The organism is uncultured Caulobacter sp., assembly GCF_947036865.1.
Taxonomy (GTDB): domain Bacteria; phylum Pseudomonadota; class Alphaproteobacteria; order Caulobacterales; family Caulobacteraceae; genus Caulobacter.
The window spans coordinates 48,018-73,873 of the sequence record NZ_CAMQSF010000016.1; the positions used below are offsets into that span (position 1 = coordinate 48,018).

Genomic DNA, 25,856 nt, shown 5'->3' on the forward strand with positions numbered 1-25,856 from the left:
TGAAACGTCTAGATCGGGTTTTCCGCCAGCCGTTTATCCAAATAGTCGCTGACGCTCTTTTCGACGCTGGGCAGATGCTCGGCCCAGAAGTGCGTCGCCTTGTCGATGACCTCGTAGTCGATCGTGATGCCCTTCTGGGTGCGCAGCTTGGTGACCACGCGCTCCACCTCGACCGGCGGGGTGATGGTGTCGGCCGAGCCGGTAAGGAACAGGCCCGAGGCCGGGCAGGGGGCCAGGAAGCTGAAATCGTACATGTTGGTCGGCGGCGAGACCGAGATGAAGCCGTCGGTCTCGGGACGACGCATCAAGAGCTGCATGCCGATATAGGCGCCGAAGTCGAAGCCGGCGACCCAGGTCTGGCTGGCGGCCGGATTGCTGGTCTGCAGCCAGTCCAGCGCCGTCGCCGCGTCGGCAAGCTCGCCGATGCCGCTGTCGAACTCGCCCTGGCTGCGGCCCACGCCGCGGAAATTGAAGCGCAAGGTGGCGAAGCCGCGCTTCATGAACAGGTGATAAAGCTGCACCGCCACCGGATGGTTCATGTGACCGCCGGCCTTGGGGTGCGGGTGCAGGATCAGCGCGATCGGCGCCGTTTCGGTCTTGCCCGGCGAATAGCGACCTTCGATCCGGCCGGACGCGCCGGTCAAAATCACATCAGGCATATCGTCCCTTTCCGCTGGCGGCGGTCCGGATCCGGCCTTTTTCCGGCCCGGAATACTTGACCACCGCGCTTGGTCTTCCTAAATCGCCAACCGCGCGGCGGGCCGACGGCCCGCGCGCGAAGTCGCGGCTTGTAGCACACGCAAAAGCCGATGCGCGCGGAATCTGCAAGGGGTAAGGCTCATGCGCCTGAGCACCAAAGGGCGATACGCGGTCATGGCGATGACCGACCTGGCCAAGCGCCAGGACGAGAGCGAGGGCCGCGCCGTGGCCCTGGCCGAGATCGCCGCGCGCCAGCAGATCTCGCTGTCCTATCTGGAGCAGCTGTTCGCGCGTCTGCGCCGCAAGGGTCTGGTGATCAGCGCCCGCGGGCCAGGCGGCGGCTATCGCCTGGCCAAGGCCTCGGCCGAGACCTTCATTTCCGACATCGTGCTGGCGGTCGACGAGCCGCTGCGCGCCACGCGCTGCAACTTCACCAAGGGCCAGGCCAAGGGCTGCATGGCCGGGGGCGAGCGCTGCATGACCCATGGCCTGTGGGAAGAGATGGGCCGCCAGATCCACGGCTATCTGGCCAGCGTCTCGGTCGCCGACGTGCTGGCGGGCGAGCTGCGACCCTCGCGTCCTCTGGAGATCGCGGCCGAGTGAGCACGCCCCGCGCCTCGATCTATCTCGACTACAACGCCACCGCGCCGCTGCGGCCGGAGGCGAAGGACGCGCTGCTGCGCGCCTTGGAGAGCCCGGCCAACCCCTCGTCGGTCCACGCCGCCGGCCGCGCCGCCCGCGACGTCGTCGAGCGCGCCCGGGCCGAGGTCGGCGCCTTGGTCGGCGTGCCCGCCGGCTCCGTCACCTTCGTCAGCGGCGGCACCGAGGCCAACGCCCTGGCCATCGACAGCGCCAAGGCCGCCGGCGTCGAGCGCATCATCCTCTCCGCCATCGAGCATGACGCGGTGACCGAGACCGCCAAGGCCTCTGGCCTGCCGGTCGAGGTCCTGCCTGTGGACAGCCATGGCGTCGCTGACCTTGGCTGGCTGGCGCAAGCGCTTGAAAGGCCGGGCAAGACCCTGGTCTGCCTGATGCTGGCCAACAACGAGACCGGCGTCATCCAGCCTGTGGATAAGGCCTCCGCCCTGGTCCGGGCCGCCGACGGCTGGCTGCATGTCGACGCCGTCCAGGCCGCCGGCAAGATCGCCATCGACTTCTCCGGTCTGGGCGCGGACACCATGGCCCTGTCGGCCCACAAGCTGGGCGGGCCGCAGGGCGTCGGCGCCCTGGTCGCCGGGACCCGCGCCACCGTCACCCGCCGCCTGCATGGCGGCGGTCAGGAGCGCGGCCGCCGGGCGGGCACCGAGAACGTGGCCGGCATCGCCGCTTTCGGCGTCGCCGCCAAGTTGGGGCGGGAAGGCCTTGCCGCGATGGCCGAACAGGCTCAATGGCGCGACACCCTGGCCGAGCGACTGAAGGCGGAAGGCGCGATTGTCCTGAGCGAAGGCGTTGAACGCCTGCCGCAAACCCTGTGTTTCGCCGGCCAGGGCTTCGGCTCCGAGGTCCAGGTCATGACCATGGACCTGGCCGGGATCATGGTCAGCGCCGGCAGCGCCTGCTCGTCGGGCAAGGTCAAGGCCAGCCGCGTCGTGGAAGCCATGGGCCGCGCCGATCTCGCCCCGTTCGCCCTGCGTATCAGCGGCGGCTGGGCGAGTACGGAAGACGATTGGATCAAGTGCGGCGACGCCTGGCTCGCCGCCTGGAAGCGGATCGGCGCCCGGCGCCGGGAGGTGGCGTAATGGCCGCGGTGAAAGAGACCGTCGAAACCGTCGCCGCGCTCGAGAAGTACGAGCACGGCTTTACGACCGAAATCGACCAGGAGTTCGCCCCCAAGGGCCTCTCCGAGGACATCGTGCGCTTCATCTCGGCCAAGAAGGACGAGCCGGAATGGATGCTGGAATGGCGGCTTGACGCCTATCGCCGCTGGCTGGCGATGGACGAGCCCGACTGGGCCAAGGTCAGCTATCCGCCGATCGACTACCAGGACACCTACTACTACGCCGCGCCCAAGACCAAGGAAGGCCCCAAGAGCCTGGACGAGGTCGATCCGGAGCTCTTGGCCACCTACGAAAAGCTCGGCATCCCCTTGAAGGAGCAGGCGGTTCTGGCCGGCGTCGAAGGCGCGCCGCGCTATGCTGTCGACGCCGTGTTCGACAGCGTCAGCGTCGTGACCACCTTCAAGAAGGAGCTGGCGGAGGCCGGCGTCATCTTCTGCTCGATGAGCGAGGCGATCCGCGAACACCCGGAGCTGGTTCGCCGATACCTGGGCAGCGTGGTGCCGACCTCGGACAACTATTTCGCCTGCCTCAACAGCGCGGTCTTCTCTGACGGCTCGTTCGTCTACGTCCCGCCGGGCGTGCGCTGCCCGATGGAGCTGTCGACCTATTTCCGGATCAACGCCAAGGATTCCGGCCAGTTCGAGCGCACCCTGATCGTCGCCGACAAGGGCGCCTACGTCTCGTACCTGGAAGGCTGCACGGCCCCGATGCGTGACGAGAACCAGCTGCACGCGGCCGTGGTCGAGCTCGTCCTGCTGGACGACGCCGAGATCAAATATTCGACCGTCCAGAACTGGTACCCGGGCGATCCCGAGACCGGGAAGGGCGGCATCTACAACTTCGTGACCAAGCGCGCCGACTGTCGCGGTGATCGCTCGAAAGTCTCGTGGACCCAAGTCGAAACCGGCTCGGCCATCACCTGGAAATATCCGTCCTGCGTGCTGCGCGGCGAGGGGAGCTCGGGCGAGTTCTACTCGATCGCGGTGACCAACGGCCATCAGCAGGCCGACACCGGCACCAAGATGATCCACCTGGGCGCCAACACCCGCTCGCGGATCGTCGCCAAGGGCATCAGCGCCGGCAAGTCGACCTCGACCTATCGCGGCCTGGTCTCGGCTCACCCCAAGGCCAAGGGCGCGCGCAACTTCACCCAGTGCGACTCCTTGCTCATCGGCAAGGACTGCGCGGCGCACACCGTGCCCTACATCGAGGCCCGCAACGGCCAGTCGGTGTTCGAACACGAGGCCACCACCACGCGGCTGTCGGACGACCAGCTGTTCTACTGCCAGCAGCGCGGACTCTCGGAAGAGGAGTCGGTGGCCCTGCTGGTCAACGGCTTCGTCAAGGACGTGCTGCAGCAACTGCCCATGGAATTCGCCGTCGAGGCCCAGAAGCTGGTGGCGATCAGCCTGGAGGGCAGCGTCGGATGACCACGGTCACCCTCTATCAGCCCGTTGGCCTGGAGGAGCTGCAGGATATCCGCGCCGCGGATTGGAAAGCCTTTCCGCCGCACGATATCGACCAGCCCATCTTCCGCCCCGTCACCGACGAGGCCTTCGCGGCCCAGTTGGCCCGTGACTGGAACGCGGCCCATACGACCTATCGGCGCGGCTACATCGTGCGGTTCGAGGTCGCCAAGGCGTTCCTCGATCAGTATGAGCAAAGGGTTTCGGGCACGCCGGGCCACGAGGAATACTGGATCCCGCCCGAGGATCTTCCGCTCTTGAACGCCGCCCTCCAAGGCCAGATCGCCGTCGCCGGCACCTTCGCCGACCGCGAGGCGGAATACAGAAAAATCAACGAGACCCATGCTTAAGATCCAGAACCTTCACGCCCGCGTCGAGGACAAGCCGATCCTGAAGGGTGTCACGCTGGACGTGCCGGCCGGCGAGGTCCACGCGATCATGGGCCCGAACGGCGCCGGCAAGTCGACCCTGTCCTACGTGCTGACCGGCCGCGACGGCTATGAGGTCACCGAGGGCTCGGCGAGCCTGAACGGCGACGATCTGCTGGCGCTGGAGCCCAATGAACGGGCCGCAAAGGGCCTCTTTCTGTCGTTCCAATATCCGCTGGAAATTCCGGGCGTTCCGGCCCTGACCTTCATCCGCACCGCCCTGAACGCCCAGCGCCGCGCGCGGGGCGAGGACGAGATCGCCGCCCCGGCCTTCCTGAAGCTGGCCAAGGAGAAGGCCGCGTCTCTGAAGATCGACTTCGAGATGCTCAAGCGCGGCCTGAACGTCGGCTTCTCGGGCGGTGAGAAGAAGCGGATGGAAATCCTTCAAATGGCGATGCTTTCGCCGAAGTTCCTCATCCTCGACGAGACCGACAGCGGCCTCGACATCGACGCGCTGAAGATCGTCTCGGAAGGCGTCAACGCCTTGCGCTCGCCCGAGCGCGGCATGCTGGTCATCACCCACTATCAGCGCCTGCTGGACCACATCAAACCCGACAAGGTCCACGTGCTGGCCGCCGGCCGCATCGTCGCCTCGGGCGGTCCGGAGCTGGCCCTGCGGCTGGAAGCCGAGGGCTACGACCGCATCGTGGGAGCGGCGGCTTGACCCTTTCGATCGCCCTCAAGACCGGCGATCTCTCGGCGCTGCCGTCGCGGCGTGACGAGGACTGGCGCTGGACGGATCTGCGCGGCCTGCTGAAGACCCTGCCGCCGGCCGCCCCGGCCCATGACGGCGCCGTTCCGGCGGGGCCGTTCGCGGGCCTGGCCGACGCCGAGACCGTGTTTGTGAACGGCCGCCGCGTGGTGGGCTCCGACGCCGCCTCGGGCGTCGTGGCCCTGCGCTTCGTCGCCCTGGCCGACAAGGCCGCGCAGGGCGCCAGCCACGCCCTGGTCGTGAAGCCAGGCGAGAGCCTCGTTCTGCTGGAAAGCCACGAAGGTCGCGCCGGGGCTTACGTCTCCGACGTTATGCTCGACATCGCCGTGGGCGAGGGCGCGTCGCTGGAACGCATCGTCCTGGTCGAGGACGAGGCCGAGGCGGTCAATGTCGTCACGGCCGAGGTCGCCCTGGCCCCCGGCGCCAAGTTCGCCCAGACCATCCTGACCTCCGGCGCGCGTCGCCAGCGGATCGAGACGCGCGTCGGCCACCCCGGCGCGCACGCCGAGGTCCGCCTCGACGGCGCCTATCTGCTCGACGCCCAGCGTCACGCCGACCTGACCAGCGTCGTCACCCACGGCGGCCTCGAAGGCGTCACCAGCCAGCTGACGAAGGGCATGGTGACGGACCAGGCGCGCGGCGTGTTCCAAGGCCGGATCGTCGTCGAAAAGGGCGCGGATCAGACCGATGCGCGGATGGGCCATCACGCCCTGATCCTGTCCGATAAGGCCGAAATCGACGCCAAGCCGGAACTCTTGATCTTCGCCGACGACGTCTCCTGCGCCCACGGCAACACGATCGGCGCGCTGGACGACGAGGTGCTGTTCTACGCCGAGCAGCGCGGCATTCCCGAGGCCGAGGCCAAGGCCATGCTGACCGTGGCCTTCGTCGGCGAAGTGATCGAGCGTATCCAGCACGAGGGCGCGCGCGACGCCGCCGCCGCCTGGGTCGCCGCCAAGCTGGGGAGCGAGCTGTGAGCAACGCCGCGCTGACACCCCCATCCCCAACCCCTTCCCCGCAAGGGGGAAGGGGCTTCGATGTCGAGGCGATCCGCGCCCAGTTCCCGATCCTGGCGCGAGAAGTTCACGGCAAGCCGTTGATTTATCTCGACAGCGCCGCCAGCGCCCAGAAGCCCGACGTGGTTCTGGACGCCATGACGGGCCTGGCCCGCACCGCCTACGCCAACGTCCATCGCGGCCTGCACACGCTCGCCAACGAAACGACCGAAGCCTATGAAAAGGCGCGGGAAACCGTCGCTCGCTTTATCAACGCCGAGCGCGACGAGGTCGTCTGGACCAGCAGCGCCACCGAGGCGGTGAACCTGGTCGCCAGCTCGTTCGGCCTCGGGCTCAACGCCGGCGACGAGATCGTGCTCTCGGAGATGGAGCACCACGCCAACATCGTGCCGTGGCACTTCCTGCGTGAGCGCAAGGGCGTGGTCCTGAAGTTCATCCCGGTGCTGGACGACGGCCGTCTGGACATGGAGGCCTACAAGGGCCTGTTGTCCGAGAAGACCAAGATGGTCGCCGTCACCCACATGTCGAACGTGCTGGGCACGGTCAACGACGTCGCCGAGATCATCCGCCTGGCCCACGCGGCCGGCGCGCCGGTGCTGCTGGACGGCTGCCAGGGCGTGGTCCACGCCAAGGTCGACGTAAAGGCCCTGGACGTCGATTTCTACGTCTTCTCCGGCCACAAGCTGTACGGCCCCACCGGGATCGGCGTGCTCTATGGCAAGGCCGAGCGCCTGGCGGCCCTGCCGCCCTACCAGGGCGGCGGCGAGATGATCGGTACGGTCAGCCTCGACAAGATCACCTATGCCGATCCGCCGCACCGCTTCGAGGCCGGCACGCCGGCGATCCTGGAGGCCGTGGGCCTGGGCGCGGCGATCGCGTGGCTGAACGGCCTGGACCGCGACGCCATCTTCGCCCACGAGCACGCCCTCTACGAACGCGTCGCCGAGCGGCTGCGCGGCGTCAACGGCGTGCGGATCCTGGGTGACGCCCCCGGCAAGGGCGCGGTGCTGTCCTTCACGGTCGAGGGCGCCCACGCCCACGACATCGCCCAGGTGCTGGACCGCTACGGCGTCGCCGTCCGGGCCGGTACGCACTGCGCGGAGCCCCTGATGCGGCGTTTTGGCGTCACCTCCAGCGCCCGCGCGTCCTTCGCCCTATATAACACCGAGGCCGAGGCCGACGCGTTCGTGGACGCGCTGGCCAAGGCCCGCAGCTTCTTCGGTTGAGGCCATGACAGAGACCGCCACCGCCCTTTCCCAGGACGAACTCAATCGGCTGACCGACCAGCTGATCGAGAAGCTGAAGACGGTGTTCGACCCGGAGATCCCGGTCGACATCTATGAGCTCGGCTTGATCTACAAGGTCGACGTTTCCGACGACAAGGACGTGGCCATCGACATGACCCTGACCGCGCCGGGCTGCCCGGTGGCCGGCGAGATGCCGGGCTGGGTCAAGGACGCGGTGATGGAGATCCCGGGCCTGAGGTCCTGCACCGTCGACCTCGTGTTCGATCCGCCGTGGGACCCCTCGCGCATGAGCGACGAGGCCAAGCTGCAGTTGAATATGTTCTAGTATCTTTCCTCCGATCTTCCCGGCGAATGCCGGGACCCAGGTGAAACCCGGCGCCGTTCCGGATGGATCTGGACCCCGGCATTCGTTGGGGAGGTCGGAAAAAGGGAGTTCGAACGCCATGGAAGCCACCGTCTCGCCCCGTCCTCGCCGCCCGCGCCCGAAGGTCGTCACCCTGACCGACGCCGCGGCCGCGCGCGTGAAAGAGATCATGGACAAGGCCGACAAGCCCTATGCCGGCCTTCGCGTCGGGGTAAAGAACGGCGGCTGCGCGGGCCAGGAATATATCTTCGAATATGCCGAGACGAAGGGCCCGATCGACGAGGTGGTCGAGGACAAGGGCGTCACCATCCTGATCGAGCCCAAGGCGGTGCTGTTCCTGATCGGCACCGAGATCGACTACGAGGTGACCAAGCTGTCCTCGAAGTTCGTGTTCCACAATCCGAACGAGACCGACGCCTGCGGCTGCGGCGAGAGCGTGACGATTCAGCCGGCGGCCGAGGGCCAAATGGAAGGCGAACACTGATGCTGGCCAGAACCCCATCCTGCGTCGAATGCGGCCTGCCTTGGGGCGCGCCGAGCTTCAAGCACGAGGACGACGCGCCGCTCTACTGGTCGGACACCGGCCTGCTGTGCTCCTCCACGTGCGCCCACACCCACTTCGCCAAGCGTCGGACCGAGGGGACCTTCGTGGCGGTTCCGGCGGAGTGTCCGGTCGAGGTCTAGCCTTGAACCCTCTCCCATGGGGAGAGGGCAGGGTGAGGGGGCGCCATTTGACGGCGTGTCGGCCCGCCGTCCACCGCTGTACCCCCTCATCCGGTCCCTCGGACCACCTTCTCCCTATGGGAAAAGGGAAGACGGAGCGACCTTCGGCATCACCACCACGTTCTTCCGCCCATCCCACTCGACCAGAACCGCCGGCTTCACCGGCTCGCCACGCGCCTGGGCGATCAACTCGTTGGTGCGGCCTTCGATCACCCGCTCCATCTCGGCCATGAAGGCGTCTTTCTCCAGGCCCTGGGGCAGGGCCGGCAGGAACTCCACCGTCGCCGTCCCCGGCGTCTTCTTCGCTTCCTGCTGCCGCCAGAAGCAGCCGAGGTTCGTCGCCACGGGCACGACCGGCAAGCCGAAGTCCTTGCTCATGTAATAGACGCCGGTCCGGTAGCGGAACCGCTCGCCCGGCGCGGCCAGATGCCCCTCGGGATAGATCAGGATCCGCCGCCCCTCCGCCGCCACCTGGGCGGCGCTCTTGGACAGGGCCTCGCGCGCTTCCGGGCCGCCGCAGCTGTCGACGACGATGGCGCCGAACTTCTTCAGGATCGCGCCGACCAGCGGAAACTTCTCCAGATGGTCGCCGGTGACGAAGCTCAGGTTGTCGACGTGGGCGAACATCACGAAGCCGTCGCCCCAGCTGTGGTGCTTGGCGGCGATGATGCAAGGGCCGGCGGGCAGATGCTCCTGGCCCTTCACCTGAACCTTCACGCCGGCGAGGCGATCCAGCGCCCACAGCATCCGGCGGCTGTAGAGCCTCAGGGTGAAGGTCACCGCCTCGCGGCCCGGCGCCAGGGCGGCGAGGGCGGCCGACAGGCCGTAGAAGATCGACAGGACCCAGTAATAGGCGTTGAACAAGGCGCTGCGCATCGGGTCCGTCTCTAGCCGCTCCACCTCCAGCTTAGCGCGCGTTGGGCGAGGAAGACAGCGCGCGGTCGGCGTTGACCGAGCGGCGCGGCGCGGCCTAAGCGATGCCATGGTCCAGACGGTTCTGATCTATTCGATGGGCGAGGTGATCGGCGACGGTCTGATCAAGCTGCCCTTCATCGCCGGCCTGCGCGCGGCCTTTCCAGACGCCCGCATCACCTGGTGCGCGGCCAAGGGCGACACCGTCTATACAGGTCCGCTGAAGAGCGTCGTCGCCGGCTATGTCGACGAGGTGATCCTGGACCGGGGCAATGGCGCGGCGGCGGTGGACAGCCTGCCGTGGCGCAAGCCCTTCGGCGGCCGAAGGTTCGACCTTGTCATCGACACCCAGGAAAACCTGCGGCGCAGCGGCGTCGCGCGGCGGGGCGCCAAGGGACGCTTCGTCTCCGCCGCCCGCCAGGCGCGGACGCGCGATTGGCCGGTCGCGGTCACCGACCGCCTCGCGCGACTGCTGGCGCTAGCGACGGACGGGCAGGGCGCTCCAAAGCCGCTCACGCTCACGCACCCCGACGCCCTCAAGGCCGCCGAGGCCCTGCTGCCGTCCGGTCCCACCTATATCGGCCTCGCGCCCGGCGCCGGCGGTCAGGACAAGCGCTGGCCGCTGGAAAACTATCTGGCGCTCGCTCGGCGCGTGACGGCGCGAGGCTGGACGCCGGTGTTTCTGTTCGGCCCCGACGAGGCCGAGGACGCTGCCATCGCCGCCCACGAGGTTCGCGAGGGGCTCCAGCCCGAGAGAAACCGGGTCGACGCCTTCCAGGGCGTGAAGGGGCCCTTGCTGGTCATCGCCCTGGCCGGGCGTCTGGCGGCGGCCGTCGCCAACGACGCCGGTCCTGGCCACATGCTGGCCGCCGGCGGCGCGCCGCTGCTGTCGTTGCAGCAGGACCGGCGCAAGGCGCTGAAGTTCCGCCCGGCCGCCGATCGGCTTGAGATGCTGATCGCGGAGGACTACGGAGATGGCATGGGCGCCCTGCCGATCGACGCGGCGTGGGCCGCCCTCGAGAAGCTGGTCTCCGGAGCCGCCTGAATGTCCATCCTCGCGCCGATCTCGGCGGGCGAACTGGTCGACAAGATCACCATCCTGCGGGTCAAGGCTCAGCGCATCGGCGACCCGGCCAAGGAGGCCAATGTCCGCAAGGAACTGGCGCTGCTGGAAGCGACGGCCCGCGAGCACCTGCCGGATACTCCCGAGATCGCCCGCCTGACCGAGGCGCTGACCGCCGTCAACGCCGCGCTTTGGGACGTCGAGGACGGCAAGCGTGATTGCGAGCGCCGCCAGGACTTCGGTCCGGATTTCGTGGCCCTGGCCCGCCGGGTCTATATCGACAACGACAAGCGGGCCGCCATCAAGCGCGCGATCAACGAAGCCGCTGGCTCGGAGATCGTCGAGGAGAAGAGCTACAAGCCCTATCTCGCCGCGTCGCAAACATGACGCAAGTCGTTCGCGATGCTCGTGAAATGGTCGCCGGGATGACGCCCGATCTGAAGTCCGGAGCCTATGTGTTCTGTGCGGCGGGCGACCGCGACTGGGCCGCGCTGGCGCCGCTGGCCATGTTCCGCGAAGCCGAAGGCGTCAGCCTGATCCTGGAGCGCGACGCCGCTCGAACGGCCGGTTTTCCCGTCGACGCGCCGATGGCGATGATAACCCTCAACGTCTATTCCGCGCTGGACGGAGTGGGCCTTACCGCCGCCGTGGCCACCGCGCTCGCCAAGGTCGGCATTGCCTGCAACATGGTCGCGGCCCTGAACCACGACCATGTCTTCGTACCGCTGGCTCGCGCCGACGAGGCGCTGGCGACGCTGCTCGCGCTACAGGCCTCCGCCTAGCGTCCTCGCCCTTCGACAGGCTCAGGGTGAGGACGACTTTCGACGCCTTTCGGTACAGACCCTCACCCTGAGCTTGTCGAAGGGCGGGGGTCTTGGCCCCGAGGCTACCGCCCCTTGAACGCCGCCGCGCGCTTCTGGAGGAAGGCGCTGACGCCCTCGATGAAGTCCTCGGTCTTGCCGGCGAACTTCTGGGCCTTGCGCTCGGCGTGCAGCTGGCCGGTCCAGTCGCTATCGAGGCTGTCCCAGACCAGCTTGCGGATCGCGCCCAGCGCGGCCGGGCCGTTGGCGAGCTCCAGGGCCAGGGCCCGAGCGGTCGTCATCAACTCGGCGTCGGGAACGCAGCGATTGATCAGTCCCCATTGCAGCGCCGTGGCGGCGGGGACCTTGTCGCCCAGCAGCATCATCTCCATCGCCCGCGCCTTGCCGATCAGGCGCGGCAGCAGGTAGGTCGAGCCGCCGTCGGGCACGAGGCCGATACGGCGGAAGGCCTGCAGGAAATAGGCGCTCTCGGCCGCCACCACGATATCGCCCATCAGCGCGATCGAGCAGCCGACCCCGGCCGCCGGACCGTTGATCGCCGTCACGATCGGCAGCGGAAAGTCGCGCAGCGCCGTGATCAAGGGGTTGTAGGTCGTCTCCAGCGCCGAGCCGGCGTCCGGCTTGCCGTCGACGTCCAGTTCGCGCCCCGCGGCGCCGCCGCCCGACAGATTGGCGCCCGAGCAGAACCCGCGGCCTTCGCCGGTCAGGATGACCGCGCGCGCCTCGATCTTCCCCGCCGCGATCGACGCGAAAGCGTGGGTCAGTTCGCGGGCGATTTCCAGGCTGGCGGCGTTCAGCGTGGCCGGATCGGCGAGGGTGACGGTGGCGACGGCGCCCTCCGTCGAGACACGGATCTTCTGATACTCCACGGCCAGGGCCTCCCTTGTTGCTTGGCGGCAGTCTAGGCGCCTCTGCCCCTTGGGAAGGCTAGTGGAATCTGCGCGCCAAAACGCCGCCGGTCGAGGATCGGCGGCGTGGCTTCAAGACGTCGCTTAAAGTCGATCAGGCGGCGTTGGCCGCGCCCGGCATCGATTCCGCCGCCGTCACGCGGTTGCGGCCGCCGCGCTTGGAGGCGTAAAGCGCCGCGTCGGCGCGTTCCATGATCGAATGGCCGCTCTCGCCCGGCTTGCGCTCGGCGAAGCCGGACGAAATGGTGATCGCGCCCAGGTCCTCGTTGGTCGAGCGACGCTTGAGCATGCGCGAGGAGACCTCCACGCGGATCTCTTCCAGGGTCGAGGCGACCGCCGAGGCGGCCTCGCGCGGGAAGATCATCGCGAACTCCTCGCCGCCGTAGCGCGCCGCGAAGCGCGGCGGGGCGGCGACGCGGCCGATGACCGACGCGACGTAGCGGATCACCTGATCGCCCGTCTGGTGGCCCCAGGTGTCGTTGAAGCCCTTGAAATGGTCGATATCGAGCACGGCCAGGCAGATGGTCGAGCCGCCTTCGTCGGCTTCCTGGCAGGCGCGGTCCAGTTCCTCGTCGAAGGCCTTGCGGTTGGCCAGATTGGTCAGGCCGTCGGTCGTCGCGTCGCGGCGAACCTGTTCCAGGTGCTCGCGCAGGCGCTCGACCTCGGCGGTCGATTCGGCCAGGCGCGTTTCCAGCGACTTGTTTTCCTTGTGCACCCGCCGGGTCGCCTCGGCGAGATTGCCGACCACGGCCTTGATGGCCTCGACATCGGTCGACTTGTCCAGGCTCTTGGTCGCGCCCGCCAATTCCCGGCCGAAGGCGGCGTTGGATTTCTGGGCGTTGTGAATGGCCTTGGAGACCGCCTCGAGTTCCTTGGACAGCAGGTCGCCAGCGTCGCGGATCTGTTCGTTCAGGCGGGCCTTGGGCAGATAGGCCGCGGCGAGCTCCTCGCTGACCAGCTCGGTCATCGGCTCGCCCAGGGAAATCAGGCGAGTCAGCTCGCGCGCCAGGGCGCCGTCGGGATCGGCCACATAGTGGGTCCAGAGTTCGAAGTTCAACGCGGTCGGCCAGACCTGGTGCCGCTCCATGAGCTCCAGGGCGCGGGAGGCGATCTTGTACGCCTCGGGACCGCGCAGAGTGGTTTCGACGTCGGACATCGTTCTTCTTCCCTCGTCGGCGTCGCCCCTCGCGGAAACGCCGATCGCTTGGAGCGCGACCTTAAGCCCGAGAGTTCTTACGAGGCGTTAAGAACGACGTTCTCTTGCGCCAGAACGCCGCCTCCCTCATGGTGATCGTTGATAAGCTGAGCCCCTTGCCGAGAAAGGGGCCGCGACAGGGAGGCGAGCGGATGAACGCACCGGCGAACCTGGGCCAGGAAGCCCACAAGGCGGCGATGAACGAGGTCCTGCGGCGTCAGAAGGCCGCGCACCTGCGCGACGGCCCGCCCAGCGTCGAAACACGGATCGATTGGCTGAACCGCTGCATCGATCTGCTGGTCGGCCATCAGGCCGAGATCGCCAGGGCCGTGAACGCCGATTTCGGCTCGCGCTCGCCCGAGGCCACGGCGCTGACGGATGTCGCGGGCTCGATCGGACCGCTGAAGCACGCGCGCGACCACGTGGCCAAGTGGATGAAGCCCGAGAAGCGCAAGACCACGCCGGCGATCCTCGGCCTGTTCGGCGCCAAGGCCACCGTCCAGTGGCAGCCCAAGGGCGTCGTCGGCGTGATCAGCCCCTGGAACTTCCCGGTCAACCTGACCTTCTCGCCGCTGGCCGGCGTGTTCGCGGCGGGCAACCGGGCGATGATCAAGCCGTCGGAATTCACGCCCGCCACCTCCGACCTGATGAAGGCGATGTTCGCCAAGGCGTTCTCGGAGGAGGAGGTCGCGGTCTTCGTCGGCGGTCCCGAGGTTGGCCAAGCCTTCGCCGGACTGGCGTTCGATCACCTGGTCTTCACGGGGGCGACCTCGGTGGCGCGCCACGTGATGCGGGCGGCGGCCGAGAACCTGGTGCCGGTGACGCTGGAACTGGGCGGCAAGAGCCCGGTGATCCTGTCGCGCGGCGCCGACATCGCCACCGCCGCGGCGCGCGTCATGAACGGCAAGACCCTGAACGCCGGCCAGATCTGCCTGGCGCCGGACTACGTCCTGGCCCCGCGCGAGTCGGTCGAGACGTTCGTGGAGGAGGCCAAGGCCGCCGTCGGCCGCTACTTCCCGACCATCAAGGACAATCCCGACTACACCGCCGTCGTGGCCCAGCGGCACTACGACCGCATCAAGGGCTATGTCGACGACGCTCGGGCCAAGGGCGCGCGCGTGGTCGAGATCAATCCGGGCGGCGAGGACCTTTCGCAGCAGGAGCACCGAAAGATCGCCCCGACGCTGATCATCGATCCCACCGACGACATGAGCGTGATGCGCGAGGAGATCTTCGGCCCGGTGCTGCCGGTCAAGGCCTATGACACCATCGACGAGGCCGTCGACTATGTGAACGCTCACGATCGGCCGCTGGCTCTCTACTGGTTCGGGACCGACGAGGCCGAGAAGGATCGCGTGCTGGCGCGCACCACCAGCGGCGGGGTCACCGTAAACGACGTGATCTTCCACGTCGCCCAGGAGGACCTGCCGTTCGGCGGCGTCGGCCCGGCCGGCATGGGCGCCTATCACGGTCACGACGGCTTCCGCGAGTTCAGCCATCGCAAGGCCGTCTTCCAGCAGTTGAAGAAGGACATCGCCCCGATGCTGGGCCTGCGCCCGCCATACGGCGAGGGCATCCGTAAGTATCTGGCCGGACAGATCAAGAAGTAGCCAAGCCGGCGCGGGCGTGCTCCAAGCGGCGCATGCCCGCGCCGTTGTCCCTGCGCCCGATCATCGAAGCCCGCGATCTTCCGCCGCTGTCCGTCGAGGCGCTGCGCGAGCGGTTGGCCGGCGGGGAGGCGGGCGTGGCCTTCGCCGCCGAGCACGACGCCTCGGCTGGCGCGTCGTTGGGCCGGGTCGGCGGGCCCGAGGCCAAGGCCTGGCCGCATGACATCGCCGCCGCGCCGCCGGTCAATGTCCCGGCGCTCTGCGCGATCGGCGAGGCTTGGTGGTTTCCGCGCTTCGGCGGCCTGATCGGAACCGACGGGGCGCTGTACGACGCCACCATCGGGGAGGCGCGGCACGGCTCGGGCGATCTCTCCGCCATCCCCGGCGTCGGCGGGAACGCCACGCGCTTCACGCCGCCCGTCTCGGCCCCCGAACTCGATACGGGAGCCGTGTTCGTTCCCTGGGGCGCGACCTTCAATTACGGACATTTCGTCATCGACGCCCTGCCGTCGCTGCTGGCGCTGGAGCAGGCGGACCTGCTGGGCGGCGTCGCGCCCGTCGCGCCGCCGCTGACCGCGTGGCAGCGGGAACTGGCCAGCCTGGCCTTTCCCGACGTGACGATCCGCGAGGTCGAGGGGCCGGTCGCGCGTCTGAAGCGCGCCGTCTTCGCCACCAGCATGAACCACTTCCTGCACCACCCGAACGGGCTGCTAGCCGATCTGTCGGCGCGGGTGCTGAAGCGGGCGCCCTCGGGACGCGGCGCGCGGCGCGTTTATCTCTCGCGGCGCGGGCAGTCGATGCGGGTCATGGTCGGGGAAGCGGCCCTGGAGAAGGCCCTCGCGGCGCGGGGCTTCGCGATCGTGCGGCCCGAGACGCTGGGCGCTTCGGAGCAGGTCGCGCTGATGCGCGACGCCGACGTGGTGGTCGGCGCCAGCGGCGCGGCCCTGGCCAACGCCGTATTCCTGCCGCGCGACGCCCGCGTGGTGGAAATCCAGCCCCTGAACTTCACCAGCCAGTGGGTCCGGGCGGCCTGCCGCCAGGTCGGGGTCGAGTGGCGTGGCTATGTCTGCGCCTCGCCGTGCGCGGCGCGCGCGGCGCCGCTGCTGTCGCGGCTGCGCCGGGGCTTCAAGTTCGCCTTCCAGCCGCCGCTGGACGACCTGCTGGCCTTCGTCGACGCCGCGCTTTAGGCGTTAGAGGATGCCCTTGCGGCCCGGGACCCACGGGTCCAGCGGCTGCTGCTCCTCACGGCGGACCATGCCGTAGTAGCCAGCCACCCAGACGATCGCGATGACGACGAGGCCGCCCCAGAAGCCGCCCGGCGTGGCGAACCACACCGTCAGGCCGCTGATCCCGGCGGCCAGGGCCAGCATCGCCCAGCGCAGCAGCACCGAGAACGCGTGATAGGTCTTCTCGTGCTCGACGAGGATCTCTTGTCTGTCGAGGTCGGGTTCGATGGCGGCCAAGGTCTGTCCTCCCGTATTTTCAAGCGTTGCTTGTTGGGCGCGACCGGCCGCTCCGGCGCGATCGAGCCGAAAACGTTAGTAGGATAGCAGCGTTAGGCGATTTCGCATATCGGTCAAAACAAAAGCCCCGGCGGCGGGCCGGGGCTTTCGAGCGTACCGATCGGATGGACCTCAGCCCTTGGTCGAGGTCTTGCCGGTTCCCCGAGGCGGGCGGGCCAGGAAGGCAGGGATGTCCGAGCCGAAGCCGACCACGCGGCGGTCGTCATCGTCGCGGTCGCGGATCGGCTGGACGCCGCGCACCGGGCGTTCGGGCCTTTCGGGCCGTTCGAAGCGGGCCGGGCGCTCGGCCTCGGCGGGCGCGGCGGCCTTGGGCTCGCGCTCGCGCTCGCGACGCGGCTTGCGCTCGCGCGTCGGGCGCTCCTCGACAACGTCCGGGACTTGGGCCTCGACGGTCTCGACGGGAGCCTCGGCGGCGACCTCTTCCGAACGACGGCTCCGACCGCGCGCGGGGCGCTCGCCGCGCTCGCCGCGATCGCGGCCGCCGCGCTTGCGGTCGCGGTCGCCCTCGCGCTTCACCGTCACGGCGTTGGAGTAGTCGAGCTCGAGCTTCTCCTCGTCCGGGGTCGAGCCGATCAGCTTGACGACCTTGTCGAAGCCCTTGTCGTCGGCGGGGGTCACCAGCATGTAGGTGATGCCCGAACGACCCGCGCGGCCGGTGCGGCCGATGCGGTGCACATAGTCGTCGGCGTGGTGCGGAACGTCGTAGTTGAAGACGTGGCTCACCGCCGGGATGTCCAGGCCGCGGGCCGCGACGTCCGAGGCCACCAGGATCTTCAGGGCACCCGAGCGGAAGTCGGCCAGGGTCTTCATCCGCTGGGTCTGGTCGAGGTCGCCGTGGATCGGCGCGGCGTCGAAGCCGTGCACCTTCAGCGACTTAGCGACGATATCGACCTCGGTCTTGCGGTTGCAGAACACGATGCCGGTCTCGATGCCGGCCTTCTCGATCAGCGCTCGCAGCGCCAGGCGCTTGGCCTTGGGATCGGAAGAGGGCACCCGCACCAGGAATTGGCTGATGTTGGCGTTGGTCGTCGCCGGCCGCGCCACCTCGATCCGCACCGGATCCTTGAGGAACTGCTTGGTCAGGCGCGTGATCTCAGGCGGCATGGTCGCCGAGAAGAACAGCGTCTGCTTCTTGGGCGGCGTCAGCTTGAAGATGCGCTCGATGTCGGGGATGAAGCCCATGTCGAGCATGCGGTCGGCCTCGTCGACCACCATCATCTGCACGCCGGTCATCAGCAGCTTGCCGCGCTCGAAGTGGTCGAGCAGACGGCCCGGCGTGGCGATCAGCACGTCGACGCCGCGATCCAGCTTCTTTTCCTGGTCGCCGAACGAGACGCCGCCGATCAGCAGGGCCCAAGAGAGCTTGGTGCCCTTGGCGTACTTTTCGAAGCTGGCGGCGACCTGGTCGGCCAGTTCGCGGGTCGGGGCGATAACCAGAGCGCGAGGCATGCGAGCCTTGGCGCGGCCCGAGGCCAACCGATCGACCATGGGGAGGGTGAAGGCGGCGGTCTTGCCGGTGCCCGTCTGGGCGATGCCGAGGACATCCTGGCCCGCGAGGGCGACCGGAATGGCCTGGGCTTGAATCGGGGTCGCGGTGGTATAGCCGGTGTCGGCGACCGCCTGCAGGGTCGTGGGCGAGAGCCCGAGGTCGGAAAATTCGGTCATTTACACGCTGGTCTGATCCGGAGCCGCCCGTGCTTGGGCGAGCGGGCGGCGCGGATTCGCCAGACCTGCTCCGAAGCTGGGGATAAATAGGCCGAAAGGCGGCAAAGTCAATCACCACAAGGCGATAGGGGGTATTCGGAAGATGACCCACGACGGCTCGCGCGCCTCCGCGGGGCGCGCCAAGGATCCTGGCGGATGCAATGTCGACGGCGGGCCGCGCCGCGCGTCCCCTGGTGTGTGATCATGGAGTGGCGCAAGCCCTGACGCCGCTCTATATCCGCCCCCGCATGACCATCGACCCAGACTCCCGCCTCCGGCGGCTTCGTTTCCGCGCCTGGCATCGCGGTTTCCGGGAAGCGGACCTCATCCTGGGGCCGTTCGCCGACACGCACGGCCAGAGCCTGACGGGCGAGCAGCTCGACACGCTGGAAACCCTGCTCGAACAGTCCGATCGCGAGATCTACGCCTGGATCGTCGGGCAGGAGCCGACGCCGGAAGCGTTCGAGACCGACGTCATGGCGATGATTCGCGCGTTCCGCTTCGAGGCGCACGCTTCGCGCCCGACGGGAGACGGCGCTTAAATCCATGGCCTATGACGCAAAGCAGATCGCCAAGGCCGCCGGCGGCCTGACCCTGGCCGGCGCGCCCGAGGGCTTCGACGCGCTGGTGATGGCCGATATCGCCCGCGCGCGGGGCGGCCTGTCAGCCTTCGTCGCCCGCGACACGGCCCGCGCCGGGGCCTTCGTCGAGGCGCTGAAATTCTTCGCGCCCGAGGTCGAGGCGGTGCTGCTGCCGTCGTGGGATTGCCTGCCCTATGACCGCATCGGTCCGTCGTCCGGGGTTTCGGCCACGCGGATGGCGACGCTGGCGCGCCTGGCCAGAGGCTTGGGCGAGACGAAGCCCGCCATCCTGGTCATCGCCGCGCCGGCCCTGCTGCAGCGCGTGCCGACCAAGGACGTGCTGCTGCGCGCCAGCTACAGCGCCAAGGTCGGCCACAGCGTCGATATCAAGGACCTGGAGCGCTATTTCGCCGTCAACGGCTATGCCCGCGCCTCCACGGTCTCGGAGCGCGGCGAGTTCGCCATTCGCGGCGGCGTCATCGACGTCTATCCGCCCGCCGCCGAGGAGCCGGTGCGCCTGGATCTGTTCGGCGACACGCTGGAGAGCATCCGCGCCTTCGATCCGGAGACCCAGCGCTCGACCAAGCAGCTGAAGGAAATCGACCTTCTGCCGGTCAGCGAGGCGCTTCTGGACGAGGACGGCATTTCGCGGTTCCGCAAGGGCTATGTCGTCGAGTTCGGGGCGCCGGGCGACGACCCGCTCTACGCCACCGTCAGCGAGGGCGGCCGCCGGGCCGGGCTCGAGCACTGGCTCCCGCTGTTCTACGAGCGCATGGCCAGCCTGTTCGACTACTTGCCGGCCGGCGCCCTGGTCGGCGTCGACCACCAGGCGACCGAGGCCCGCGACGAGCGTCTGGCCATGATCCTGGACGCCTATGAGGCCCGGTCCCACGCCGACCGCAAGTCCGCGTACCGCCCGCTGCCGCCCGAGGCGCTGTACCTGACCGTCGAGGAGTGGGAGCGGGAAATCGCCGATCGCCCCCACCGCCGCTTCACGCCGTTCCAGCCTCAGGGCCTGGATGTCGTGGACATGGGCGCGAAGCTCGGCCGCGTCTTCGCCGCCGAACGGGCCCAGGACAGCGTCAACCTGTTCGAAGCCACCGCCGATCACGCCAAGAAGCTGGCCGCGGAGGGCAAGCGGGTGCTGTTCGCCTCGTGGTCCGAGGGCTCCTCCGAGCGCTTGGGGACGATGCTGTCCGACCATGGCCTGAAGAAGATCCCGTTCGCCGGCTACTGGCAGGCGGCCAAGGCCAATGATCCGAAGGTCCCGCAGCGGGTCGTGCTGCCGCTGGACCATGGCTTCGAGACCGACAGCCTGGCGGTCATCTCCGAGACCGACATCCTCGGCGACCGCCTGGCGCGTCCGCGCAAGAAGCGCCGCGCCGCCAACTTCCTGGCCGAGGCCAGCGCCCTGACGCCGGGCGACCTCGTGGTCCACATCGACCACGGCATCGGCCGCTACGAGGGTCTGAAGACCCTCGACGTCCAAGGCGCGCCGCACGACTGCCTGGACCTGCTCTATGGCGGCGAGGCCAAGCTCTATCTGCCCGTCGAGAACATCGACCTGCTCACGCGTTACGGCGCCGCCGACGCCGAGAACGTCCAGCTGGACAAGCTGGGCGGGGCCGCTTGGCAGGGCCGCAAGGCCAAGGCGCGCGAGCGTCTGCGGGTCATGGCCGAGGGCCTGATCCAGATCGCCGCCGCCCGCCAGCTGAAGTCCGTCGAGGAGACCGATCCGCCGCAGGGCGTGTTCGACGAGTTCTGCGCCCGCTTCCCGTACGAAGAGACCGACGACCAGCTCAGCGCCATCCAGGACGTGCTGGAGGATCTGGGCTCGGGCAAGCCGATGGACCGCCTGATCTGCGGCGACGTCGGTTTCGGCAAGACCGAGGTGGCCCTGCGCGCCGCCTTCGTGGTCGCGATGAGCGGCAAGCAGGTGGCCGTGGTCTGTCCCACCACGCTGCTGGCCCGCCAGCACTACAAGACCTTCAAGGACCGCTTCCAGGGCTGGCCGATCAAGGTCACGCGCCTGTCGCGCCTCGTCACCGGCAAGGAAGCCGCCGACACCCGCGAGGGCCTGGCGGACGGCAGCCTGGAGATCGTGGTCGGCACCCACGCCATCCTGTCCAAGCAGGTGTCGTTCAAGGACCTGGGCCTGGTCATCGTCGACGAGGAGCAGCACTTCGGCGTCAAGCACAAGGAGAAGCTCAAGGAGCTTCGCGCCGACGTGCACATGCTGACCCTGACCGCCACGCCGATCCCGCGCACCTTGCAGATGGCGCTCAGCGGCATCCGCGAGATGTCGATCATCGCCACCCCGCCGGTCGATCGCCTCGCGGTGCGGACCTATATCAGCCCGTTCGATCCGGTGACCCTGCGCGAGGCGCTGCTGCGCGAGAAGTATCGCGGCGGCCAGTCCTACTACGTCGTGCCGCGCATCAAGGACCTGGAGGAGATCGAGAAGTTCCTCCGAGTCCACGTGCCCGAGGTGAAGTACGTCGTCGGCCACGGCCAGATGGCGGCGACCCAGCTGGAGGACGTGATGACGGCCTTCTACGAGGGCCAATATGACGTGCTGCTCGCCACGACGATCGTCGAGAGCGGTCTCGACATCCCGTCGGCCAACACCCTGATCGTCCATCGCGCCGACATGTTCGGCCTGGCCCAGCTCTATCAGATCCGGGGCCGCGTCGGCCGCTCCAAGGCCCGCGCTTACGCCTATCTGACCACGCCGGTCGAGAAGTCCCTGACCCACTCGGCCGAGAAGCGCCTGCAGGTGCTGCAATCGCTGGACAGCCTGGGCGCGGGCTTCCAGCTGGCCAGCCACGACCTCGACATCCGGGGCGGCGGCAATCTGCTGGGCGACGAGCAGAGCGGTCACATCAAGGAGATCGGCGTCGAGCTGTATCAGCAGATGCTGGAGGACGCCGTCGCCGAACTGCGCCAGCGCCAGGGCCAGGAGGCCCTACTGGAGGACCGGGGCTGGTCGCCGCAGATCAATACCGGCGCGGCCGTGATGATCCCGGACGACTACGTGCCGGATCTGAACGTGCGTCTGTCGCTGTATCGTCGTCTGTCCGAGGCGGAGAAGGCGGCGGACCGCGAGGCCCTGGCCGCGGAGATGATCGACCGCTTCGGCCCGCTGCCGCCCGAGACCGACTCCCTGCTGAAGGTCGTCGCCATCAAGGGCCTGTGCCGCGAGGCCAATGTCGCCAAGATCGACGTCGGCCCCAAGGGCGCGGTGGCCAGCTTCCGCAACGACGATTTCGCCAATCCGCTGGGCCTGGTGCAGTACGTCGCCAAGAACAGCCTGATCTGGAAGGTCCGGCCGGACCAGAAGGTCGTGGTCAAGGGCGAGTGGGAGACGCCGGCCGAGCGTCTCGACGCGGCCGAGAAGATCCTGAGCGTGCTGGCCAAGCTGGCGAAGAGCTAGGCGGGGGATCGAAGGGCAGGGGGGCGGCGTTTCCTCCGGCGTAAACGTCGCCGCCGGGACACGCCCATGCTTCGATCCATCCTCATTGGTCTTTCGGCCGGCGCGCGGGCGATCACGCCGCTGGCGGCGGTCAGCGAGGCCGCGCGCGAGGGCCAGCTGCCGCGCGACAACGGCGCGCCGTCCTGGCTGGGCCACCCGCTGTTCGCGGCCGGGGCCATGGCGCTCGCCGCGGGCGAGCTTTGGGGCGACAAGCTGACCTCGGCGCCCGATCGCATCGTTCCGGCGGGGATCCTGGCGCGGCTGGTCTCGGGCGGGCTCGCGGGCGCGGCGTTGTCGCCCCGGCGCCAGAGGTATCTCGGCGCGGCCCTTGGCGCGGGCGCGGCGGTGGCGGCCGCCTATGTCACGTTCCACGCCCGGATGCGCGCCCTGCGTCGGTTCGGCCAGACGCCGTCGGGACTTGTCGAGGACGCCCTGACCGTCGGCGCCGCCCAACTGGTCACGCGCGCGCTCCGATGACGACGAAGCCACCATCGCCGCCGGCCGAAAAGGCGCCGCCCAAACCCCCGGCGGACCAGACCGCCGGCGTGCGCCGCCAGCGACGCCATATCAAGGAGCTGACCGGCGAGGACCCGCTGCGCGGCGGAGTCGCCGACTAGCTCAGTCCGCGAAATAGGCCACGTGGATGTGGGTGCGGCCCACGTCCTGCCCGGCGAAGATGATGCCGCCCTCGGGGCTGAGCTGAACGTGCTGGTCAAGCTCGTCCTTGCGCAGCGTCACCGTGTTGCCGAACAGGGTGTCGGTCAGGCGGATGGTGTCGGGCACCGCGTCGGCGGGCGCCAGCGATGTGAAGCCGTTGACGGTCAGGATGCCGAACTGGCGCCACTTGCGCGGCCGCTGCTGCTTGCCGTTCCAGTTCTCGCCCAGACGCGCCGAGGCGATGTGCTTGACCGGAATGTCCGTGATGCCGAACAGGTTCTCGCGCTTCCACTGCTGATAGAACCAGCTGTCGACGCTGCCGGCCGAGCAGAAGTTCTCGTTGACGATATTGGGCCACTTGTCGCGGATCGCCGAGGCGCGGGCGTTGAACAGCTGGAAATAGCCGTTCGGCTCGAAATTGGTCTGCTCGCCCTTGCCCTCGACCTTCTGGCTGTCGATCCGCGTCGTGAAATAGAGCACGCCCGGGTTCCACGAGTGCGCCATGAACAGCTCGTAGAAGCCTTCGTGCATGATGATGTCGGCGTCGGTGAACACGATCCAGTCGGCGTCCTTCAGCACCTTCAGGCCGTCGTTCAGCATCTTGCCCTTGTTGAAGGCGTGGTCGTCCTCGAAGCAGCGATCGGAGATCACCAGCGTCGCGCCGTTCTCCTTGACCACCTCCTGGGTGCGCACGTCGTCGCTGGAGGTGACGACGATGACCTCGTCGAACTCGCGCATGTTGCTGGGCAGGGTCAGGGCCAGGTCGTCGCCGTAGCCCACGGAGGTCAGGACGCAGGCCAGCTTGCGCGGCTTGGTCGAGTTGTGACCGATGCCGACGCGCCGCCCCGAGCTGGCCTCGCCGACGTAGTTGTCGCGGGTTTCGACCTGGCGCTTCTGCATGTGCAACTCGGGGTCGAACATCTCGTAGGCGCGCTTGCGGATCGCCGGGCTGCCCAGCTTCTTCAGGATCGCCTTGTGCTCGGCCGAGATGATGTCGCGGTCCAGCAAATCCAGCTGCGATGGGCCGGGCTGGGCCAGGCCGCAATAGTTGCAGAGGTCCAGCTGGTCCTTGAAGTCTTCCGGCGTGCGCTGCCACCAGCCATGCTCGACCGGCCAGGCGCGCGCGCCGTCGAAATACAGCCGGTCGATCGCGCCGGCCACTTCGCAGAAATAGGCGCCCTTGTCGTTGATCGTCGCCGACCAGAGCTTCTGAACCCAGCAGTTGTCGCGATTGTACTCCCACTCGGCGTCCGACATGCCGGTGGCCTGGGTGTAGTCCTTGCGCGAGATCAGCAGGGCCTGGTGTTGGCCGGCCGTCTCGTGGGTGTTGGTGTTGAAGTGGCTGTAGACCTCCATGATGGTCTCGTAGTTCCGGTAGAACCCGTTCCCGAGACTGGTCCACAGCCCGCGGCCGTTCGAGCGGTCGAACAGGCGCTGGGTCGCGAAGTCGTTGAAGTCCTTGATCGGCGCCTTGCCGTTATTGGTGTTGGGTCCGCCCCACAGCTCGGCGAAGCGCCGCGAGATCTGCTCGAAATTGCTGTGCAGGGTAGGTTCGCCGGCGATCACCCCGATGAGCTTGTTGGGGCCGTTCCAGCCTTCCATGCTCTTCACCGAGCGCTCGAAGGTTTCCAGCTCCATGTCGCGGCGCTGGGTCTGGTGCGGGATCAGTCGCGTACAGTTGGAGCAGGCGAGGTGACACTTGGTGCTGATGTCGATCTGGACGATGTCCATGTCGGCGGGCGAGCGCATCGGGTTCTCCGTTCCGGCGGCGCCCGATTCGGAGCGCGACGGTTAACGGTGAAGATGCCTTTGTTAACCAAGTTGGTCGACAGCACCGATCGCCGCACCCGGCCGCGGCTTAGAGCTGCAAGCCGTAGAGACGGCGATCACGCCGCTCGCCGTCGCGATGCACGGCGCCCTTCAGATAGCCCTCGGCCTGAAAGCCGAGCTTCTTGAGCAGCTTTTCGGCGCGATTGTCGCCCACGTGCGAACTGGCGACCACGCTCTTGAGCCCGTCGCCCGCGGCTTGGGCGAGCAGGGCGTTGACCGCCTCCGACCCGAAGCCCTGGCCCCAGCTCTTGTGATCGATCACGAAGCGGATCTCGGCGCGCGACTGACGCTTGTCCAGGTCTATGAACTCGCAATAGCCCAGGAACGCGCCGCTCTCGGTATGACGAATGGTCCAGTACGCCGCATCGCCGGCCGCCATCTCCTCGACCTGGGCAGCGACCTGGCCCGCGACCTCGTCCGGATCCTCGATCGGCTCCTGATCGAGATTGGCCATCACCTCGGCGTCGCTGAGGAACGGATAGATCAGGGGCGCGTCATCGACCGTCAGCGGGGCGAGAGTCAGGCGTTCGGTCTCGACGATCATGCGGTCCGGCGGAAAGGCTGCGGGGGTTGCGTTCGGGAGCACGCTTCCCAGCTATGGCGCGGAGCGTCCTCTAGTGATAGAGGGGCCGCTTCGTTTTTCGCGCGGCATTTCGCCCGCGCCCGGATCGAGAACAACTTCGTCATGCTCATCGGCGTCCTGCTGGCCATCAATATCGTCGTCTGCCTCGGCCTGATCGGGGTGGTCCTGCTGCAGCGCTCGGAAGGCGGCGCGCTGGGCATGGGCGGCGGTTCGTCCAGCTTCATGACCGCGCGCGGCGCCGGCGATCTGTTGACCCGCATCACCTGGATCCTGTTCTCGGTCTTCCTGCTGATCAGCCTGACCCTGACGATCCTGACGGGCCGCGCCAACACCGGCGGCTCGGTCGTCGAGCGCCTGGACATCCAGAACCTCGACTCCAAGGCGCTGAACGCCGCGCCGCCGCCGGTCGCCCCGCCGGTCGGCGCGACCCCGGCGCCCTCGACCGCCCAGCCGGGCGCTATCCAGGCTCCGGCGCCCCAGATCAACGCGCCGGCCCCGACGGCTCCGCAGCCGTCGCTGCTGACCTCGCCCGCGCCGGCCAAGAAGCCGGCGGCGCCGGTCGCCAAA

General features: G+C 68.3%; 28 protein-coding genes. 20 read left to right on the top strand and 8 right to left on the bottom strand.

What is annotated here, in order from left to right:
* Positions 1 to 8: 8 nt before the first annotated feature.
* Positions 9 to 659, bottom strand: coding sequence for an alpha/beta hydrolase (locus Q0V34_RS11015; protein ID WP_297511673.1), 651 nt, complete (start codon positions 657 to 659; stop codon positions 9 to 11).
* 181 nt (positions 660 to 840) lie between these two features.
* Between Q0V34_RS11015 and Q0V34_RS11020 the strand changes: the two genes are divergently transcribed.
* The 10 genes from Q0V34_RS11020 to Q0V34_RS11065 all read left to right on the top strand — a co-directional run bounded on the left by Q0V34_RS11020 (position 841) and on the right by Q0V34_RS11065 (position 8,394).
* The gene (locus Q0V34_RS11020; RefSeq protein ID WP_297511675.1) at positions 841 to 1,302 is read left to right on the top strand and encodes an Rrf2 family transcriptional regulator; all 462 of its coding nucleotides are present in this window, start codon (positions 841 to 843) and stop codon (positions 1,300 to 1,302) included.
* A complete protein-coding gene (locus tag Q0V34_RS11025; RefSeq protein ID WP_297511677.1) occupies positions 1,299 to 2,438 on the top strand; it encodes a cysteine desulfurase family protein in 1,140 nt (379 codons plus the stop codon). The genes Q0V34_RS11020 and Q0V34_RS11025 overlap by 4 nt, the downstream gene beginning before the upstream one ends.
* Positions 2,438 to 3,907: a Fe-S cluster assembly protein SufB gene (gene sufB / locus Q0V34_RS11030; protein ID WP_297511680.1), complete on the top strand. Its 1,470-nt coding sequence runs from the start codon at positions 2,438 to 2,440 to the stop codon at positions 3,905 to 3,907. The genes Q0V34_RS11025 and sufB overlap by 1 nt, the downstream gene beginning before the upstream one ends.
* Entirely contained in the window at positions 3,904 to 4,293 is a 390-nt protein-coding gene (locus tag Q0V34_RS11035) for a hypothetical protein (RefSeq protein ID WP_297511682.1), read from the top strand. The genes sufB and Q0V34_RS11035 overlap by 4 nt, the downstream gene beginning before the upstream one ends.
* Positions 4,286 to 5,035, top strand: a complete 750-nt coding sequence (sufC, locus tag Q0V34_RS11040; RefSeq protein ID WP_297511684.1) for a Fe-S cluster assembly ATPase SufC — start codon at positions 4,286 to 4,288, stop codon at positions 5,033 to 5,035. Before Q0V34_RS11035 ends, sufC begins: the two co-directional genes overlap by 8 nt.
* Positions 5,032 to 6,060 (top strand): Fe-S cluster assembly protein SufD, encoded by a 1,029-nt coding sequence (gene sufD / locus Q0V34_RS11045; protein ID WP_297511687.1) that lies wholly within the window; start codon positions 5,032 to 5,034, stop codon positions 6,058 to 6,060. The genes sufC and sufD overlap by 4 nt, the downstream gene beginning before the upstream one ends.
* Before the next feature lie 11 nt (positions 6,061 to 6,071).
* Positions 6,072 to 7,325: an aminotransferase class V-fold PLP-dependent enzyme gene (locus tag Q0V34_RS11050; RefSeq protein WP_297511724.1), complete on the top strand. Its 1,254-nt coding sequence runs from the start codon at positions 6,072 to 6,074 to the stop codon at positions 7,323 to 7,325.
* Positions 7,326 to 7,329: 4 nt separating this feature from the next.
* On the top strand, positions 7,330 to 7,671 hold the full coding sequence (locus Q0V34_RS11055; RefSeq protein WP_297511688.1) for an SUF system Fe-S cluster assembly protein: 342 nt from the start codon (positions 7,330 to 7,332) through the stop codon (positions 7,669 to 7,671).
* Positions 7,672 to 7,789: 118 nt separating this feature from the next.
* Complete coding sequence (locus Q0V34_RS11060; RefSeq protein WP_297511690.1) at positions 7,790 to 8,194, top strand: iron-sulfur cluster assembly accessory protein; 405 nt, start codon at positions 7,790 to 7,792, stop codon at positions 8,192 to 8,194.
* The gene (locus Q0V34_RS11065; RefSeq protein WP_297511692.1) at positions 8,194 to 8,394 is read left to right on the top strand and encodes a hypothetical protein; all 201 of its coding nucleotides are present in this window, start codon (positions 8,194 to 8,196) and stop codon (positions 8,392 to 8,394) included. The genes Q0V34_RS11060 and Q0V34_RS11065 overlap by 1 nt, the downstream gene beginning before the upstream one ends.
* Positions 8,395 to 8,508: 114 nt before the next feature.
* Here the strand turns inward: Q0V34_RS11065 and Q0V34_RS11070 are convergent, their stop codons facing one another.
* Positions 8,509 to 9,309 (bottom strand): 1-acyl-sn-glycerol-3-phosphate acyltransferase, encoded by an 801-nt coding sequence (locus tag Q0V34_RS11070; protein WP_297511694.1) that lies wholly within the window; start codon positions 9,307 to 9,309, stop codon positions 8,509 to 8,511.
* 106 nt (positions 9,310 to 9,415) lie between these two features.
* On the opposite strand from Q0V34_RS11070, the gene Q0V34_RS11075 reads away from it, so the two are divergent.
* Genes Q0V34_RS11075 through Q0V34_RS11085 form a run of 3 tightly spaced genes read left to right on the top strand, consistent with a single transcriptional unit; the run spans position 9,416 to position 11,190 of the window.
* Entirely contained in the window at positions 9,416 to 10,390 is a 975-nt protein-coding gene (locus Q0V34_RS11075) for a glycosyltransferase family 9 protein (protein WP_297511696.1), read from the top strand.
* The gene (locus Q0V34_RS11080; protein ID WP_297511698.1) at positions 10,391 to 10,795 is read left to right on the top strand and encodes a DUF6165 family protein; all 405 of its coding nucleotides are present in this window, start codon (positions 10,391 to 10,393) and stop codon (positions 10,793 to 10,795) included.
* A complete protein-coding gene (locus Q0V34_RS11085; protein WP_297511700.1) occupies positions 10,792 to 11,190 on the top strand; it encodes an ACT domain-containing protein in 399 nt (132 codons plus the stop codon). The genes Q0V34_RS11080 and Q0V34_RS11085 overlap by 4 nt, the downstream gene beginning before the upstream one ends.
* Positions 11,191 to 11,294: 104 nt before the next feature.
* Here the strand turns inward: Q0V34_RS11085 and Q0V34_RS11090 are convergent, their stop codons facing one another.
* Complete coding sequence (locus Q0V34_RS11090) at positions 11,295 to 12,098, bottom strand: enoyl-CoA hydratase/isomerase (protein WP_297511702.1); 804 nt, start codon at positions 12,096 to 12,098, stop codon at positions 11,295 to 11,297.
* Positions 12,099 to 12,231: 133 nt separating this feature from the next.
* Complete coding sequence (locus Q0V34_RS11095; RefSeq protein WP_297511704.1) at positions 12,232 to 13,293, bottom strand: diguanylate cyclase; 1,062 nt, start codon at positions 13,291 to 13,293, stop codon at positions 12,232 to 12,234.
* Positions 13,294 to 13,484: 191 nt separating this feature from the next.
* On the opposite strand from Q0V34_RS11095, the gene Q0V34_RS11100 reads away from it, so the two are divergent.
* Both Q0V34_RS11100 and Q0V34_RS11105 read left to right on the top strand, forming a co-directional pair.
* On the top strand, positions 13,485 to 14,942 hold the full coding sequence (locus Q0V34_RS11100; RefSeq protein ID WP_297511706.1) for a coniferyl aldehyde dehydrogenase: 1,458 nt from the start codon (positions 13,485 to 13,487) through the stop codon (positions 14,940 to 14,942).
* A gap of 32 nt (positions 14,943 to 14,974) precedes the next feature.
* Positions 14,975 to 16,126, top strand: coding sequence for a DUF563 domain-containing protein (locus Q0V34_RS11105; protein WP_297511708.1), 1,152 nt, complete (start codon positions 14,975 to 14,977; stop codon positions 16,124 to 16,126).
* Between the two features lie 3 nt (positions 16,127 to 16,129).
* On the opposite strand, the gene Q0V34_RS11110 is transcribed toward Q0V34_RS11105, so the two are convergent.
* Together Q0V34_RS11110 and Q0V34_RS11115 are read right to left on the bottom strand one after the other, a co-directional pair.
* The gene (locus Q0V34_RS11110) at positions 16,130 to 16,402 is read right to left on the bottom strand and encodes an aa3-type cytochrome c oxidase subunit IV (RefSeq protein WP_297511710.1); all 273 of its coding nucleotides are present in this window, start codon (positions 16,400 to 16,402) and stop codon (positions 16,130 to 16,132) included.
* 171 nt (positions 16,403 to 16,573) lie between these two features.
* Positions 16,574 to 18,127 (bottom strand): DEAD/DEAH box helicase, encoded by a 1,554-nt coding sequence (locus tag Q0V34_RS11115; RefSeq protein ID WP_297511712.1) that lies wholly within the window; start codon positions 18,125 to 18,127, stop codon positions 16,574 to 16,576.
* A gap of 287 nt (positions 18,128 to 18,414) precedes the next feature.
* On the opposite strand from Q0V34_RS11115, the gene Q0V34_RS11120 reads away from it, so the two are divergent.
* The 4 genes from Q0V34_RS11120 (at position 18,415) to Q0V34_RS11135 (ending at position 22,836) form a co-directional block, all read left to right on the top strand.
* Positions 18,415 to 18,708, top strand: a complete 294-nt coding sequence (locus Q0V34_RS11120; RefSeq protein ID WP_297511725.1) for a succinate dehydrogenase assembly factor 2 — start codon at positions 18,415 to 18,417, stop codon at positions 18,706 to 18,708.
* A gap of 4 nt (positions 18,709 to 18,712) precedes the next feature.
* A complete protein-coding gene (gene mfd / locus Q0V34_RS11125) occupies positions 18,713 to 22,180 on the top strand; it encodes a transcription-repair coupling factor (protein WP_297511714.1) in 3,468 nt (1,155 codons plus the stop codon).
* Positions 22,181 to 22,246: 66 nt separating this feature from the next.
* Positions 22,247 to 22,696, top strand: a complete 450-nt coding sequence (locus tag Q0V34_RS11130; RefSeq protein ID WP_297511716.1) for a DUF4126 family protein — start codon at positions 22,247 to 22,249, stop codon at positions 22,694 to 22,696.
* A complete protein-coding gene (locus tag Q0V34_RS11135; RefSeq protein ID WP_297511718.1) occupies positions 22,693 to 22,836 on the top strand; it encodes a hypothetical protein in 144 nt (47 codons plus the stop codon). The genes Q0V34_RS11130 and Q0V34_RS11135 overlap by 4 nt, the downstream gene beginning before the upstream one ends.
* 1 nt (position 22,837) lies before the next feature.
* Here the strand turns inward: Q0V34_RS11135 and Q0V34_RS11140 are convergent, their stop codons facing one another.
* A complete protein-coding gene (locus tag Q0V34_RS11140; RefSeq protein WP_297511720.1) occupies positions 22,838 to 24,625 on the bottom strand; it encodes a glycosyltransferase family A protein in 1,788 nt (595 codons plus the stop codon).
* Between the two features lie 109 nt (positions 24,626 to 24,734).
* Complete coding sequence (locus Q0V34_RS11145; RefSeq protein ID WP_297511721.1) at positions 24,735 to 25,292, bottom strand: GNAT family N-acetyltransferase; 558 nt, start codon at positions 25,290 to 25,292, stop codon at positions 24,735 to 24,737.
* Between the two features lie 99 nt (positions 25,293 to 25,391).
* On the opposite strand from Q0V34_RS11145, the gene secG reads away from it, so the two are divergent.
* A partial coding sequence (gene secG / locus Q0V34_RS11150; RefSeq protein ID WP_297511722.1) for a preprotein translocase subunit SecG occupies positions 25,392 to 25,856 on the top strand: 465 nt, incomplete at its 3' end.

Excerpts from the sequence above, each read along its gene's own strand:
- Q0V34_RS11135 (WP_297511718.1), top strand. The coding sequence starts at position 22,693 with ATGACGACGAAGCCACCATCGCCGCCGGCCGAAAAGGCGCCGCCCAAA.
- mfd (WP_297511714.1), top strand. The coding sequence starts at position 18,713 with ATGGCCTATGACGCAAAGCAGATCGCCAAGGCCGCCGGCGGCCTGACC.
- Q0V34_RS11065 (WP_297511692.1), top strand. The coding sequence starts at position 8,194 with ATGCTGGCCAGAACCCCATCCTGCGTCGAATGCGGCCTGCCTTGGGGC.
- Q0V34_RS11080 (WP_297511698.1), top strand. The coding sequence starts at position 10,391 with ATGTCCATCCTCGCGCCGATCTCGGCGGGCGAACTGGTCGACAAGATC.
- Q0V34_RS11095 (WP_297511704.1), bottom strand. The coding sequence starts at position 13,293 with ATGTCCGACGTCGAAACCACTCTGCGCGGTCCCGAGGCGTACAAGATC.
- Q0V34_RS11100 (WP_297511706.1), top strand. The coding sequence starts at position 13,485 with ATGAACGCACCGGCGAACCTGGGCCAGGAAGCCCACAAGGCGGCGATG.
- Q0V34_RS11085 (WP_297511700.1), top strand. The coding sequence starts at position 10,792 with ATGACGCAAGTCGTTCGCGATGCTCGTGAAATGGTCGCCGGGATGACG.
- Q0V34_RS11120 (WP_297511725.1), top strand. The coding sequence starts at position 18,415 with ATGACCATCGACCCAGACTCCCGCCTCCGGCGGCTTCGTTTCCGCGCC.
- Q0V34_RS11070 (WP_297511694.1), bottom strand. The coding sequence starts at position 9,309 with ATGCGCAGCGCCTTGTTCAACGCCTATTACTGGGTCCTGTCGATCTTC.
- Q0V34_RS11060 (WP_297511690.1), top strand. The coding sequence starts at position 7,790 with ATGGAAGCCACCGTCTCGCCCCGTCCTCGCCGCCCGCGCCCGAAGGTC.
- Q0V34_RS11140 (WP_297511720.1), bottom strand. The coding sequence starts at position 24,625 with ATGCGCTCGCCCGCCGACATGGACATCGTCCAGATCGACATCAGCACC.
- Q0V34_RS11015 (WP_297511673.1), bottom strand. The coding sequence starts at position 659 with ATGCCTGATGTGATTTTGACCGGCGCGTCCGGCCGGATCGAAGGTCGC.
- Q0V34_RS11020 (WP_297511675.1), top strand. The coding sequence starts at position 841 with ATGCGCCTGAGCACCAAAGGGCGATACGCGGTCATGGCGATGACCGAC.
- Q0V34_RS11130 (WP_297511716.1), top strand. The coding sequence starts at position 22,247 with ATGCTTCGATCCATCCTCATTGGTCTTTCGGCCGGCGCGCGGGCGATC.
- Q0V34_RS11075 (WP_297511696.1), top strand. The coding sequence starts at position 9,416 with ATGGTCCAGACGGTTCTGATCTATTCGATGGGCGAGGTGATCGGCGAC.
- Q0V34_RS11035 (WP_297511682.1), top strand. The coding sequence starts at position 3,904 with ATGACCACGGTCACCCTCTATCAGCCCGTTGGCCTGGAGGAGCTGCAG.
- sufB (WP_297511680.1), top strand. The coding sequence starts at position 2,438 with ATGGCCGCGGTGAAAGAGACCGTCGAAACCGTCGCCGCGCTCGAGAAG.
- Q0V34_RS11115 (WP_297511712.1), bottom strand. The coding sequence starts at position 18,127 with ATGACCGAATTTTCCGACCTCGGGCTCTCGCCCACGACCCTGCAGGCG.
- sufC (WP_297511684.1), top strand. The coding sequence starts at position 4,286 with ATGCTTAAGATCCAGAACCTTCACGCCCGCGTCGAGGACAAGCCGATC.
- Q0V34_RS11105 (WP_297511708.1), top strand. The coding sequence starts at position 14,975 with ATGCCCGCGCCGTTGTCCCTGCGCCCGATCATCGAAGCCCGCGATCTT.
- Q0V34_RS11055 (WP_297511688.1), top strand. The coding sequence starts at position 7,330 with ATGACAGAGACCGCCACCGCCCTTTCCCAGGACGAACTCAATCGGCTG.